We start from the raw sequence: 13,744 nt of genomic DNA, 5'->3' as shown, positions 1-13,744 counted from the left end.
TGAAAGATTTTTAGTCAGAAATAAAGTCCTCACTACGAAATGAACTGACAAATTTTTACATTGCTTAATATATTTTGAATTTTTCACACCGACTTACTTATGTAAGTTTACGTATTTTCTATTATTGATAGTCAAGATTATGTTAGTTTTTTGAGTTAGTTGGGTAGCATAAGTTATCAAAAAAAACTTATTTGCTATAAACTCGATGCTAACAATTGACTTATCAACATCAGGAAACGATATAAAACATCGTCATACTGTGGCGATCGCTTCTCTGGCTACCATTAGCTTATTGGCTTCCTTAAGCGGATTTCACGGACATCCTGCTATTTCTAATTCCTGGGAAGGTTTGCTTTGGGGAATAGCAGATCCAGCCATTAACTTAAATCGTTTGGTTAGTCTTATAGCTATTGGCTTACTTTCAGCAGGGATGGTGCGTGGCGCATTGATTCCCGCATCTTTTGGCGCAGCCGCAGCTTTTGGCATGGTGATTCATTTATTTCATCTCAATTTAGGCGGTGCAGAAATTGGCATTGCTATTTCCACAATTGCTTTTAGTGCCATGCTGATGATAGTAAATAAACCAAACTCAATCTTACTGGCAGTGCTAGGAGCGATCGCAGGTTTTTTACACGGCTATGCTGGGGTGGAATCTGTAGTAGATACAGGAATCATACCCTTGGTAATTTATGTAATGGCTTTTGCCTTAACTCAATGTACCGTGCTGATGAGTGCTAGAGAAATTTACTCAATCTTGCCCAATAAAATTACCTTTGCTGGTTTAGCTTTTTGTGCCATCGGTATTGTATTTTTTGGCAATGCAATTAATTTGATTTAATTTTTTCTGTGTACACAACGCTCCTCTCACTAATTTTGAGGACTAAAATCCTCACTATGAATCTCATATCAATTCAAATAATGTTCGCGACACATATATTATTCTAAGGGCACAACAATATTGTGCCCTTACCAATCTTTCACCTTCTTTTCGATAATTTGTGCCATTCATCACACAGGCAAAAAAATAGTTCTCTAGCCATGATTTTCAAGTTAGTCAATCACGAGAAAATCTCACAACCAAACATAAAAATTTCTTTTCCCAGTCAACAGTCAACAGTCAACAGTCAACGCTATTTTCAAGCTAGCTTAATAACTCATCAATTTGTTCTGGGATTAATTCTTGTACATTACTGAAAACTACCGCCGCACCAGCTTTAAGTAATGTTTCTACATAAGCATCTCGACGCGCTGGGGTTTCTTGGACATGAGGTGGTAAAACGCCGATACCAATCCAATTCCTCTGTGGATGCAAACCCCTTGCTTTGGCGACTGTATACATGTCAGCTACAGTATCCCCTACATAAAATACAGGTGGTAGGTTTTCTGAGCCATTTTCTAATATTTCCACAGTCGCAAATAGTCCTGTAGGGTCTGGTTTACCTGGCGCATCTTCCATCGCAATCAACACTGGAGAGTTTAAACCGAGGCGTTTTTCTAAAATATAATTAGCAGAACCACGAGTAGCACCGCTAAAAAATCCCCAAGCAATATTAGCTTGTGTTAGTTGTTCTAAGTAGCTTGGTTGCAATAATAAAGGTTCGTCACAAATATAACCAGTAAAATTATTGGGATCTGTACCTCGGTAACGAGATTGAAAGAAAACCACAATAGAATTGTAGTCAAGTTGTATTTGAGCGCGAGATTGTCCTTGAGATTCAAAATAACGATAAGTTAATTCTTGAGATGCTTCCCAGTCGTTATTCCAAACCCCTTCGGATTTTAACTGGTCAATATCAATTGGTGTCGGACGATAAGCTTGATTGGTAAAATATTCAACAGTATCTGCGATCGCTCGCCGATAGGAACCGCTAACATCACGAATCACGCCATCAATATCAAACACTGCGATCGCTTTTGGTGAATTTGGGTTTGTCATAATTTGGGGCATAGGGCATAGGGCATTGGGCATTGGAAATCAATTGCTTGCCCATGTGTCTTTTAGAGAAATTATCCCATTGCTTGATAATTCGCCAAACTCCATTCGCCCACTTCTTTACCAGCCGATAAATTTCTAAATCTTCAAAATCAAGCCGTCTCACATAACTAAAATAATATTTGTAATTCCCATGCCTTATGCCCCATGCCCAATAACTATTTACCCATCTGGCATGGTATTGCGTTAAAATAAGCGATCGCGAAGTTAGTAAGTAATGCTTGGATATTTCCGGAGGTTTGATTGACCAAGTTTATTTTGAAAATTCTTTGGTTGGATGAGAACGTTGCTCTTGCAGTCGATCAAGTTGTTGGTAAAGGCACTAGTCCTTTAACCAAATACTTCTTCTGGCCCAGAAATGATGCTTGGGAAGAGTTAAAGAAGGAATTAGAGTCTAAACACTGGATTAGCGATTTAGATCGGGTTGAGTTACTCAATAAAGCCACAGAAGTGATTAACTACTGGCAAGAGGAAGGTAGAAACCGCCCAATGGCAGAAGCACAGTTGAAATTTCCGGAAGTTGCCTTCACAGGTAGCGCCTGATATTTCCCCTTTAGCTTTCCTGCTGTGCAAGTTGCCACAATTTGATGGTTTTGTCCTTGCTAGCACTAGCAATTAATTGTGCAGCTTGACTGACAGCAACGGTAGATACAGAGTCTGCATGGCCTGAGAGAGTAGCGATTTCTTTTGCTGTGCTAACTTGCCAAAGTTTAACAGTGCGATCGCGACTGGCACTAATCAACATTGTGCCATCAATCGTAAAAGCCACTGCTAAAACAGACCAAGAATGGCCTAACAGTGTGGTAATTACCTGACCAGTGTTTACCTGCCATAATTTAATTGTGTTATCGTCGCTACCCGTCGCTAAAATTTTTCCATCGGGACTAAATGCGACTGTTAAAACCGCCCATGAATGACCTGAAAGGATTCCTAATAAGGTACAATTTGGGCGGTTTTTAAATTCTTTCGTAATTTCGTGAGATGCAAAAAGCACATCATTTGTAAGCAATTCCCACAAACGAACTGTGCGATCGAGACTAGCACTGGCTAAAATTTGTCCTTGAGGACTAAATGCGACTGAATTTACCTGTAATTGATGTCCGGTAATAGTAGAAATTTCTTTACCAGTATTTACATCCCAGAGTTTGATGGTTTTATCCCAACTACCGCTAGCGAGAATTTGTCCATTGGGACTGAAAGCCACCGATTTGACGGCGTGTGAATGTCCCACTAAGGTACAAATTTCTTGAGATGTATGAATATTCCACAATTTAATTGTGCGATCGTCGCTAGCTGATGCCAATATTTTGCCATCTGGACTGAAATTAACTGATTTTACAGCTTGAGAATGTCCTGACAAGGTATTTATTAGCTTTTGGGTGCTTAAATTCCATAATTTGATAATTTTCTCATCACCACTGGCTAGAATTTTGCCATCAGGACTGAAAGCTAGGGAATGAATCTCAGTATTTACGTTACCAATTCCCTGTAGCGTATGTATGCACTTCCAGAGAGGCTGAGGAGGTTGGGAAGTGCTGAGAGATGGAGATGAACACGAATCAATTCCCATTGCTAGCATAACTTCATCAGCAGATTGAAAGCGATCGCGACTAGCCTTATGCAGCAGTTTAGTAAGGATTTTGGTGAGGCGGTCGCTTACCGTGGTGCTAAGATACTGTTGCCAAACCCAGCAATCATTAGCTATATCGTATAAATCAAATGGTGAAATCTGGGTCATCAGGTGAATACAAGTAACACCTAAGCTGTATAAATCGCTAGCAAAAACAGCCTTTCCCTTTGTTTGTTCTGGTGCGCTATATTCAGGACTACCAATACAGTCTTTACTCATCCACTGGTTAATTTCGCTAAAAATTTGGGTAGCAGCAAAATCAACTAAGACAAATTTTTTTGAATCCGTGAAAATTATATTTTCTGGTTTAATATTGCAATGAATAATTTGGCGATCGTGAATAAATTTGATAACTGGTAATATATCTGTTAAAAGTTGCCAAATTTGATTTTCACTAAAAGCATCTTCTGCTTGTAAAAGAATTTCTAAATTACTACCTGCAATAAACTCTTGTACTAAATAGCAAGATTGCTCATCTTGAAAGTATGCAATTAAAGACGGAATTTGTGGATGCTGATCTAGTATTTTTAACTGTTGTGCTTTGTATATAAATGCTTCTGATGTTTGATATCGCAGTGATAATTGTTGTACCACACAAGGAACTGGAGGAAATTGATTCTCATCTACAGCAAGGTAGGTTTTGCAGAATCCCCCTTTACCAATTAACTGAATTAAACGATAACGGTCTTGTATCAGCAATCTTTTACTACCAAAATAATCCGTTAGACTAGATCTAACATAAATTTATAAATAGCTGTATAATTTCTAATTTGTAAGGCCGTAATTATTAAAGATAATTAATATTTTTTATCCAAAAAATTTGATTCACCCCATGCCTTACTCTGGGTAAAGTATGGGATGAATCAAGGACTAAAGCAAAACTTTTAATTGGCGATAATGCACCCTGCTGTTGTAGTTATTAGGCTTTATAACCTTTAATTACTTAAGCTTTGGGTGAGAGGTAGCTGGTTAACAGAAATTAAGCAACCAGCTTATTTATTCTTGTGGCTTTGTTTACCTGCTTTAGAATGTTGCTCTGGCGTACCACCACGAGTGCCTTTTTCTTCATTATCATCAGCGCTCTCATTTTCTTGCTTGCTCTTGCTACCTTTATGAGAACTCTTACCACCTTTGCTACCAATTTCAGCCATATGTTCTCTATCTTGGCTTACAGCTTCTCCACCTTTGCGGCCAGCTTCGCGAGCTTCTTCAGATGTAAACTCGTGAGCAGTACCTTTCTCATGAGCAGCATGTCCACCTTTACTAGCGATTTCACGCTGCTTATCTTCATCCATAGAAGCAAAGCCACGCTTACTTGTGTCTGACATTTTAGAACTCCTTGTAGCTAACTAAAGCTGGAAAAATTTTTAACAAGTTGAAACCTTAATTGGTTTCTTGTGTCAAATAATCTTTTTTTAAGTTAGCTATCCAACTCAGTAATATTCATGTCTCCTTAGGGAGAATCATTTAAGTCTGATGCACATCTACAGATATAGGCTAATAAGCAGACGTATTAAGAGATTATTTTGTCTAGGAGTTTTTGAAAACTGAAGATTAAATTTATAAATGGCTATTTAGTTATTTTAAGTTAGTAAGCAATCAGAATATTGCAGAGCTTGCTTACTCAATTAATCGAGAAAATTTTGATAATTTCATCATTTTTTAGATTAAAAAGATAGATTGCACAGGGCGATCGCTCTACTGACAATTGCAACTAAAATTTAGTCAAGAGTGCGGCTGCGCAATCCCCGGTGATTCAGCATTTACTGTGAAAAAAAACCAGCTACTAGCAAAGGTAACAGGATGAGAATAGAGATAATCAGAACTAGTGTGCCTGGATCGATGTTTAAAAATTTTTTCTGCGGTTCTGGCATTTTGCACCTTTGCATCAATAGGTGAATACACTCAGCCTAAACTATTTTAAACCCTCGCTCCCAGTAATATTAAAGTCTACTTAACTCTATTTAACTCTACTTAAACCTACTTAACTAATGAGAAAACTGAATTTGGTCTTTTAACTTTGGCAACAGTGCGCCGAATTGCTGGCTGATTCGCCATTGAATAGCCCATAAAAAGAATGTTTTGCCGTTCTTTAGCTGGAAATGAGACTGTGTGGATTAATCCATCTTGCTTCCACATCAGGGAAGAAAAAGGTAGCTTTGGACTTTGTGTATTTCCATCTAAAAAATAACCTTGCATATTTTTTCCTAGGGAAATAGGATCACCTGTAGCTTTATGTTTAGCAAACTCGTACAGCGCAGTCACAGCATTAGGGTTATCTGCGCTAAAAGTTCCTACTAAACAAGGTGTAGTAGCAGCTTCACAATTAAACAAGCCGATAGTCAAACCGCGAGGGCTGGGAAAAACGCGCACAGTTAGTTGACTAAGCAAATTGCGTAGTTTACCGTCGTAGGCATCGCTAACATTGCTTAAGCGAATTTCTTCGGGTAAGCGTATTCCATAACCAGCAGGGATGTTTTGCTGAATTTCTGGTAACTGAGCCGTAAAAACTTCTGAAGGAAGAGCAGTAGCCGGAATTGTACTGCCCAAAACAGCTAGAACAACTGGTAAGGTAACTAAATTACAACGCAGCATGTTTTAACCATTTTTCTAAGTGGATAATTCAAAATAAATGAAAAAATGGTTAAAAGGCTTTAGAACAATTACCTATTAATTTCTATCAAAAGAACACAATCAATATTTACCCATAGACTAGTGGAAAATAGGGAGATTGTTGACTGTTGACTGTGCTTACTTAGTTACATCCTGAACAACTGACAACTGACAACTGTACGGGTGGGTTCACGAATATCTTCGCCGATCAACGATAATCTAAATAAACCCGCCCCTACTAACAACTGACAACTGACAACTGACAAATTTAAAAATCTACTCCTCGTTTGAGTTCTACGCCTTGATTTGCATAGTGTTTATGACAATAAACCTCAGAGTGAATGCTAGCTAAATCGAAGTATGACGGTTGATTTTGACAGCGCCCGGTAATAATTACTTCCGTATCGCGAGGTTTACGGAGTAAGGCTTGAACAATCGGTTCTACAGGGAGTAATTCTAGGTCAACGGTAGGATTGAGTTCATCTAGGATGATAGTTTTATACAATCCCGAAGCGATCGCAGTTTTGGCAATTTCCCAACCTCTCTCGGCTTCTACGTAATCTAATTCTTGCCGGGAATTACGCCAAACGATCGCATCTCGACCACAACGTTGATGATCTACTACTTCAGGATATGATTGCTGCAACGCCGCGATCGCTGCATCTTCGGTATAACCGCTACCACCTTTGAGCCATTGCATAATCATCACGCGGGTAGAACCTGGATGATTTATACCTCTACCTATAGCTTGTAAGGCTTTACCTAAAGCACTAGTAGATTTACCCTTACCGGCACCAGTGTAAATTTCAATACCATCAATTAACAGAGCTTTAGCTGTTGGGTGATGTTGCGGTTTCATTTCCGAATGTAAATCAGCAATATCTAGCAGCTTTTGCGGCGCAGCTCTTCCAGTCGCGATAATTTCTAAATCTTGGGGTTTGGATTTAAGTGTGGCTACCACCTCATCAACTGGGAGCAAACCTAAATCGAGAACTGGGTTAATTTCATCTAAAACCACAACTGAATATAAACCAGAGGCGATCGCACCTTTAGCTACATCCCAACCTCTAGCAGCTTCCACACAGTCGAAAGCCGTGATTTCATCCGGGCCAAAAAATTCGGCTCTCCCAGTCCGGACTTGATCGATTAAATGAGGGAAACCTCGCTGTAAGGCAGCAATTGCCCCATCCTCATCATAATCTCGCTCTGGCCCTTTTAAAAATCTTAATAATAAGACACGGTTGGAATTACTAGGTGTGTTAATTCCCAAACCAATTGAGCGCAAAACCACCCCTAAAGCTGCTTGGGATTTTCCTTTCCCCGCACCATCATAGACGTGAATTTGACCAGTGAGCCGTTCAGGACGCACTTGCGCCGTGCGAATACCGATACCGTTCCTTGTCATGTCGCGAAAAGCTGTAATATAGCAGTTTTTAATCTTAACGAATGTCTTGTGCTCTCAGATAGAGCAGTTATCATAGCACTTACGTACATGTTTCTGGAGCATGTATGAGATAATTTCCCCCATCACTGTGGTTGTGCCAGTTATACTCTCTAAAGTTAACCTTTGCAGTTAAACTTTTATGTTTGAAATGTTTGAGCTTAATTTGTTTGAAAATTGGGACTTTCCCCGAGTTTTACCCGTAGGTGCGATTTTATTTGATTTACTATTTATACTTATGGCTATTTCCATAGAAGCATATTGTTTTAATAGTAGATTAAATTTTGATAAAAAAACTAGCATTTTTTATGCTATTTCTATCAATCTTTTTTCTAGTGTTATTGGTTGGGTTGTATTTTTTCTGATCCAGCCAGTCTTGCCAATTCAGTTGAAATCAGAATTAATTAATTTTGTATTTTTTAACAGTTTAAAATCTTCTAACACACAATCGTTAGTCATTTTAGCTGCCTTTATTATTTTTTTTGGTACTTTTATAGTAAAAGTTTTACTCTTAAGAGGATTCACATTTTTACTTAATGAAAATTTGGGCAAGAAATCAGAAGATAATACGCCGAATCAGGAGCGGCAGAAGTGGAGATATTTAAGCAGAAATAAGTTTATCAGTAATCGCTTAGTATCTACGATGTTAATTGCTAATTCTTTAAGTTATAGTGCGATAACTCTGGTGTTATTGTTCCGGATGAAGTAGCCGTATTTTTCTGAATTGATATAGATAACGAGATCGCGATCGCTTAAAGCTCTAGAGGTGCTGGAAACTATGAATACATTATTTAAAGACTTATTGGGTTTAACCAACTTTGTTTCTGATATCTACGCAGGAATTAAGAAGTTCTTCGTTCCTGAAAGAGCTTATGCTTGGCAAACATTAATCTATCTGAGTATTTTTTCTTGGATAATATCATACTTTGCCACTGGGTCTATTAGAGATACAATTGCATTTTTTGGTTGGTTATTTCTCATCGCAGGTACAGCTTGGTATACTACCGATGACCCAGCCAGAATTCCTGGGACTTATATGCCTGTAGGCGCAGTTATAACGGGATTTTTAGTCAGTGTTTTTGCATTCGGTCACAACGATAAGAATGTACTCACAACTAATACAATTGTTTTTTGGCCGACAATTTCCGCATTAATTACGGCCATACCAGAGTTTTTTGAAGGAAGCGGTACTGATGCAAAAACTCAAATTCCTAAACCAGAGGATCGGCAAAAAATTGTTGTCTTAGTGGCTAGCTCCATGCTCCTAAGTTGCTGGATTCAATTTTACTTTGTTGTCAATAATTGGGTCGCAGAATATCCTAGTTTGTTATCTGATGATTTTAAACGTAGTACCTTCGTAATTAGAACCGAGTCACCACTTAAAGTTTCTCCAAATGGGGCTGCAATTTTGAAAGAAATGCAACCAAAAGTAGAAAGAGAAATTAATAAACAGCCTTGGTCGCAAGTGGAGAGATGGTTACAAAATGCTAATGCAAATATCGCCAATATCGGTCAGAAAGTACTGCAAGAAAAGCGGCTAAAAGATAAAGAAGAGAAGAACCTATGGCGGATTGAACCGCGAATTACTAATCCTAATCCTCGTAAAAAAGACGAATATAACCTAGATATACTCAGTATTTGGACTGGGCCAAGTTCCGACCCCAGGGGCTATTATTTAAGACAATCCTGTCAGATTCGCCCAATTGCAGAATCTACGAACCGAGGAACTACTCAAAAACCTGAGCAAACTTCCCTAATTGCAGAAATTGAGTGCGGGCCTATTAGTAAACCCATTGTAGGTGTACCTCCCGCCCAACGTTAACTATAATCGTCAAAATAATTTATCGTCTGCTGTTTGTCTCTAACCGAGAATTCCGGTAGAGACAATTTTTAATTCTTTATTTAAAATTTGGGCGTAGATGTTTTTTGGGTATCAATGGTCAATGGTCATGGGTCATTTGTGATCAATTATTTCCCCATGTCTTTTCTCTAGTCCCTAGCCTCTAGCCTCTAGCTCCTAATAATATGATGAATTTCAGCAGAATCTTTGTGATGGCGAGTAATGTATTTCAGGAAGTTATACGCGATCGCATTTTATATATTATCGGTTTTTATACCCTCATTCTCGCGGCTGCAATGCGCATACTCCCAGAAATTGCAGCTACTACTGAAGGCAAAATCTTCTTAGACTTTGGTATGGCTTTAATGGGCGTTATCGGTTTAATCGTTTCTGTGTTTGTGGGTACAGGACTCATCAACAAAGAAATTGAAAAACGCACTGTCTTGGTATTAATTGCTAAACCCATCAGTCGCAGCGAATTTATCACTGGTAAATATTTCGGATTATCAGCTGTGCTAGCTGTACTCATCACCATGATGACGGTCATTTATTTAGGATTTCTCCAAATAGCACACATTTCCCATGGGATAGCTAGTATTTTGATAGCTGTCCTGTTCTTATTTCTACAAATATCCTTAATTAATGCTGTAGCTATAAGCTTTGGTTCTTTTACCAGTTCTTTGTTAGCGGTAATTTTAACCTTTGCTGTTTATTTAATGGGCAATATTTCTCAAGATTTATTAAAATTTGGTCGTCTGAGCAGCAATCCCGGTATTGAACGTCTAACTCAAGCTTTGTATTTAATTTTGCCTGATTTATCAAGATTAGACTTAAAAAACGAAGCTGTTTATGGTTTACAAGCATTACCTAGCCCAACAGCGCTAATTGCTAATGCTGGCTATGGGTTGCTTTACAGTTCCATGCTGTTAGCGATCGCTATCTTAATATTCTCACGCCGCGAGTTTTGATCGCATACCTAGTAGCCAGGACTTGAGTCCTGACTACAAACTGATACACCCATAATGAAATAAATACTTAAATAAATGCTATTTGCGGTTCCTGAATTGTACCGTCGGGCATAATCGCGTCCCGCAGTTTGGTATAAATTATTTTGGTTCCCCAAAGCCTCGCTTCAGTTAAATTAGCTGATGTTAAATTAGCCCATGTCAGGTCTGCACCAATTAAATTAGCATCAGTTAAATCTGCTTCTAATAAAATTGCACCACAGAGCTTTGCACCTGCGAGATTAGCGCGGATTAATTTCGCTTCAATTAAAGATGCTTCAATTAAACAGGCTTCACTGAGGTCAGCTTCGCTCAAATCGACGGCACATAAAGAAGCTCTAGAAAAATTAGTACCACAAAATTGCGATCGCCATAAAACTGCTCCACATAAATTCGCTTGTGTTAAATCAGCATCAATTAAATTTGCTTCAGATATCACCGCTTGAATTAAATTTGCCTCACGCAGGTTAGCACCCCTGAGAATAGAACCTGATAGATTTGCACCACGCAAATCCGCTCCTAAAAAGTTAACACCACTCAAATCTACTGCTCTCAGGTCGATTCCGCTCAAATCGCATCCACTGAAATCCCTACTTTGACTGAAAATTAAGTCCTGTTTGTCCGCATAATTTCTCATGGTATTACCTCAAGGTGTAAATTATGGCAACAGTCTATTGTGTAAGTTACTGTATATCGAGAGTACACTCCAAAAGCGAATAATTAGAGTAGTAAATCAAGAATAATTTCCGAAAAAATTCACCAAAAGCGTAAAAACAGCCTTTCAAGCCATTTTTTCAACAAAAAATGCTGACATAAGTCAGGGAAATTTGATATATAAACAATTGTTATTAAACTTACAGGGCAAAACTTGTCAACAGTTAACAATCAACACTCAACAGTCAACGTTCAAAGGTTTTCCCTGCCTCCTAAATTCTCCACTACCGTCCACAGCAACCCAAATGTGTTACCCTAGTATGGCTCATTAATCTCGCACATCCAGGAGTTCGGGTGTTTCCCAATTGAGAAATACGCCTGGGTGGAGGTTTAACCCGAATCGGAGTAAGAATATATGCCAGTCGTTTCATTGGCTCAGATGATGGAGTCAGGGGTTCACTTTGGGCATCAGACCCGCCGTTGGAACCCAAAAATGTCTCCGTACATTTATACTTCCCGCAATGGTGTACACATTATCGACTTGGTACAAACTGCCCAGTTGATGGAAGATGCATATGCTTATATGCGTACACAAGCAGAACAAGGTAAAAAATTCCTCTTTGTCGGTACTAAGCGTCAAGCAGCAGGAATCATTGCCCAAGAAGCCAGTCGTTGTGGCTCCCACTACATCAACCAGCGTTGGTTGGGTGGAATGCTCACCAACTGGACAACTATCAAAACCCGCGTAGACCGTCTTAAAGATTTAGAACGCCGCGAAGAAAGCGGAGCATTGGACTTGTTGCCCAAAAAAGAAGCCTCAATGTTGCGCCGGGAAATGGCGAAGCTACAAAAATATTTGGGCGGGATTAAAACCATGCGGAAAGTTCCCGATGTAGTGGTAATTGTAGACCAACGGCGGGAGTATAACGCAGTTCAAGAATGTCAAAAATTGGGAATTCCCATTGTATCGATGTTAGATACAAACTGTGACCCCGATGTAGTAGATATTCCCATCCCAGCAAATGACGACGCTATCAGATCGATTAAGCTGATCGTCGGTAAATTGGCGGATGCGATTTATGAAGGTCGTCATGGTCAGTTGGATGCAGAAGAAGATTATGAGGATTACGAAGGCGCTGAAGAAGATTATGACTATGACGACACTGAGTTGTCTGGTACATATCCCAGCGAAGACGAAGACGAAGAATAATTAGTTAAAGGATGAAGTATGAAAGGTTCAAACTAAAACTTCATACTTCATACTTGGCAATTCATCGTTTTTTGATCCCCAGCCCTGAGTAAGATAGAAATACTCAACACCCGTGAGCGATTACAACTCGAGGTCAACTAGGAATTGAGGCAACATGGCGGAAATATCTGCAAAACTAGTCCAAGAGCTACGCCAAAAAACCAATGCTGGCATGATGGACTGCAAAAAAGCACTAAAAGAAAATGACGGCGATATCGAAAAAGCCATAGATTGGTTGCGGCAAAAAGGCATCACTTCAGCGGGTAAAAAAAGCGATCGCGTTGCAGCTGAAGGTCTAGTAGACACCTACATAGAGTCAGGCTCTCAGGTAGGTGTACTGATAGAAGTCAACTGCCAAACCGATTTTGTTGCCCGTAACGATGCTTTTAAAGCTTTAGTTAAAAATCTGGCAAAGCAAGCAGCCAAAGCTGATAGCGTTGAGACTTTATTGACTCAACCCTACATTGAAGATGGAAATGCAACTGTAGATGAATTCATTAAGCAAACTATTGCCCAGCTTGGTGAAAATATTCAGGTGCGTCGCTTTGTCAATTTTTCCATAGCAGAAGGCAAATCGGGTATAGTAGACAGCTATATTCACACTGGCGGTCGAGTTGGTGTATTAGTTGAGGTGGAATCTGAAACTGCTGCTGTAGTTGGCAATGAAGATTTCCAAGCCTTAGCACGGAACAGCGCCATGCAAATAGCTGCTTGCCCCAATGTCGAGTATGTCACTGTAGACGAAATTCCCGCGGAAATTGCTGAAAAAGAAAAAGAAGTAGAAATGGGGCGGGAAGATTTAGCTAATAAGCCACAGAACATCAAAGAAAAGATTGTTCAAGGACGGATTGAAAAACGTCTTAAAGAATTGGCTTTGCTAGATCAGCCTTTCATTCGCGATCAAAGCATTTCCGTAGAAGAGTTGGTCAAGCAAGTTAAGTCTAAAGTAGGACAAGATATCAAAATCAAACGTTTTGTGCGCTATGTCCTAGGTGAAGGCATTGAAAAGCAAGAAAGCAACTTTGCTGATGAAGTCGCTGCACAAATGGGCATCAAATAATATAGTCATTTGTCATTCGTCATTTGTTATTAGTATTAACAACAAATGACTAAGGATAAATAGCTTGTTAAAATACAGGTCAAGCAGACTCTGCTGGCCTGTATTTTATTTTTGAGAATTCTTTTTATTTTGAAGAATTTGTTGTCAAGACTTTAGTGCTATGCAGTTGACTGTTGACTGTTGACTGTTGACGGCGGTCACTGAAGCTCACTCGAAGTGTTGAATGTTGATTGTGACTGTGAACAATAGCAATAGAATAT

At 39.2% G+C, this 13,744-nt stretch carries 14 protein-coding genes; 7 read left to right on the top strand and 7 right to left on the bottom strand.

The window, feature by feature from the left end; genetic code table 11:
* Positions 1 to 205 precede the first annotated feature (205 nt).
* Positions 206 to 838, top strand: coding sequence for a HupE/UreJ family protein (locus H6G41_RS12135; protein WP_190746442.1), 633 nt, complete (start codon positions 206 to 208; stop codon positions 836 to 838).
* A gap of 303 nt (positions 839 to 1,141) precedes the next feature.
* Here the strand turns inward: H6G41_RS12135 and H6G41_RS12130 are convergent, their stop codons facing one another.
* A complete protein-coding gene (locus tag H6G41_RS12130) occupies positions 1,142 to 1,936 on the bottom strand; it encodes a TIGR01548 family HAD-type hydrolase (protein WP_190746464.1) in 795 nt (264 codons plus the stop codon).
* Positions 1,896 to 2,099, bottom strand: coding sequence for a hypothetical protein (locus tag H6G41_RS12125; protein ID WP_190746441.1), 204 nt, complete (start codon positions 2,097 to 2,099; stop codon positions 1,896 to 1,898). The genes H6G41_RS12130 and H6G41_RS12125 overlap by 41 nt, the downstream gene beginning before the upstream one ends.
* 137 nt (positions 2,100 to 2,236) lie before the next feature.
* On the opposite strand from H6G41_RS12125, the gene H6G41_RS12120 reads away from it, so the two are divergent.
* The gene (locus tag H6G41_RS12120) at positions 2,237 to 2,536 is read left to right on the top strand and encodes a 30S ribosomal protein PSRP-3 (protein ID WP_045870192.1); all 300 of its coding nucleotides are present in this window, start codon (positions 2,237 to 2,239) and stop codon (positions 2,534 to 2,536) included.
* A gap of 10 nt (positions 2,537 to 2,546) precedes the next feature.
* Here the strand turns inward: H6G41_RS12120 and H6G41_RS12115 are convergent, their stop codons facing one another.
* The 4 genes from H6G41_RS12115 to H6G41_RS12100 form a co-directional block, all read right to left on the bottom strand.
* Entirely contained in the window at positions 2,547 to 4,322 is a 1,776-nt protein-coding gene (locus tag H6G41_RS12115) for a serine/threonine-protein kinase (protein WP_190746440.1), read from the bottom strand.
* A gap of 293 nt (positions 4,323 to 4,615) precedes the next feature.
* Positions 4,616 to 4,951 carry a KGG domain-containing protein gene (locus tag H6G41_RS12110; protein WP_190746439.1) on the bottom strand — a complete coding sequence of 112 codons (336 nt, stop codon included), beginning with the start codon at positions 4,949 to 4,951 and terminating at the stop codon, positions 4,616 to 4,618.
* A 652-nt stretch (positions 4,952 to 5,603) separates the two neighbouring features.
* Entirely contained in the window at positions 5,604 to 6,218 is a 615-nt protein-coding gene (locus H6G41_RS12105; protein WP_190746438.1) for a hypothetical protein, read from the bottom strand.
* 286 nt (positions 6,219 to 6,504) lie between these two features.
* On the bottom strand, positions 6,505 to 7,641 hold the full coding sequence (locus tag H6G41_RS12100; RefSeq protein WP_190746437.1) for a cob(I)yrinic acid a,c-diamide adenosyltransferase: 1,137 nt from the start codon (positions 7,639 to 7,641) through the stop codon (positions 6,505 to 6,507).
* A 202-nt stretch (positions 7,642 to 7,843) separates the two neighbouring features.
* Between H6G41_RS12100 and fraC the strand changes: the two genes are divergently transcribed.
* The 3 genes from fraC to H6G41_RS12085 all read left to right on the top strand — a co-directional run bounded on the left by fraC (position 7,844) and on the right by H6G41_RS12085 (position 10,485).
* Entirely contained in the window at positions 7,844 to 8,386 is a 543-nt protein-coding gene (gene fraC / locus H6G41_RS12095) for a filament integrity protein FraC (RefSeq protein ID WP_190746463.1), read from the top strand.
* A 69-nt stretch (positions 8,387 to 8,455) separates the two neighbouring features.
* Entirely contained in the window at positions 8,456 to 9,499 is a 1,044-nt protein-coding gene (gene fraD / locus H6G41_RS12090) for a septal junction protein FraD (RefSeq protein ID WP_190746436.1), read from the top strand.
* Positions 9,500 to 9,705: 206 nt separating this feature from the next.
* Positions 9,706 to 10,485 carry an ABC transporter permease gene (locus H6G41_RS12085; protein ID WP_190746462.1) on the top strand — a complete coding sequence of 260 codons (780 nt, stop codon included), beginning with the start codon at positions 9,706 to 9,708 and terminating at the stop codon, positions 10,483 to 10,485.
* 67 nt (positions 10,486 to 10,552) lie between these two features.
* On the opposite strand, the gene H6G41_RS12080 is transcribed toward H6G41_RS12085, so the two are convergent.
* Complete coding sequence (locus H6G41_RS12080) at positions 10,553 to 11,158, bottom strand: pentapeptide repeat-containing protein (protein WP_190746435.1); 606 nt, start codon at positions 11,156 to 11,158, stop codon at positions 10,553 to 10,555.
* Between the two features lie 432 nt (positions 11,159 to 11,590).
* Between H6G41_RS12080 and rpsB the strand changes: the two genes are divergently transcribed.
* Positions 11,591 to 12,385 carry a 30S ribosomal protein S2 gene (gene rpsB, locus H6G41_RS12075; RefSeq protein ID WP_190746434.1) on the top strand — a complete coding sequence of 265 codons (795 nt, stop codon included), beginning with the start codon at positions 11,591 to 11,593 and terminating at the stop codon, positions 12,383 to 12,385.
* A gap of 154 nt (positions 12,386 to 12,539) precedes the next feature.
* Entirely contained in the window at positions 12,540 to 13,484 is a 945-nt protein-coding gene (tsf, locus tag H6G41_RS12070; protein ID WP_190746433.1) for a translation elongation factor Ts, read from the top strand.
* Positions 13,485 to 13,744 lie beyond the last annotated feature (260 nt).

It is taken from the genome of Tolypothrix sp. FACHB-123 (genome assembly GCF_014697075.1).
Taxonomy (GTDB): Bacteria; Cyanobacteriota; Cyanobacteriia; order Cyanobacteriales; family Nostocaceae; genus Aulosira.
Note: the sequence above shows the minus strand (reverse complement) of the source record. Positions and strands in the feature narration are given on the sequence as shown.

Coding starts and splice junctions, on each gene's coding strand:
- H6G41_RS12135 (WP_190746442.1), top strand. CDS start 206: ATGCTAACAATTGACTTATCAACATCAGGAAACGATATAAAACATCGT.
- H6G41_RS12130 (WP_190746464.1), bottom strand. CDS start 1,936: ATGACAAACCCAAATTCACCAAAAGCGATCGCAGTGTTTGATATTGAT.
- H6G41_RS12110 (WP_190746439.1), bottom strand. CDS start 4,951: ATGTCAGACACAAGTAAGCGTGGCTTTGCTTCTATGGATGAAGATAAG.
- H6G41_RS12105 (WP_190746438.1), bottom strand. CDS start 6,218: ATGCTGCGTTGTAATTTAGTTACCTTACCAGTTGTTCTAGCTGTTTTG.
- H6G41_RS12100 (WP_190746437.1), bottom strand. CDS start 7,641: ATGACAAGGAACGGTATCGGTATTCGCACGGCGCAAGTGCGTCCTGAA.
- fraD (WP_190746436.1), top strand. CDS start 8,456: ATGAATACATTATTTAAAGACTTATTGGGTTTAACCAACTTTGTTTCT.
- H6G41_RS12085 (WP_190746462.1), top strand. CDS start 9,706: ATGAATTTCAGCAGAATCTTTGTGATGGCGAGTAATGTATTTCAGGAA.
- H6G41_RS12080 (WP_190746435.1), bottom strand. CDS start 11,158: ATGAGAAATTATGCGGACAAACAGGACTTAATTTTCAGTCAAAGTAGG.
- rpsB (WP_190746434.1), top strand. CDS start 11,591: ATGCCAGTCGTTTCATTGGCTCAGATGATGGAGTCAGGGGTTCACTTT.
- tsf (WP_190746433.1), top strand. CDS start 12,540: ATGGCGGAAATATCTGCAAAACTAGTCCAAGAGCTACGCCAAAAAACC.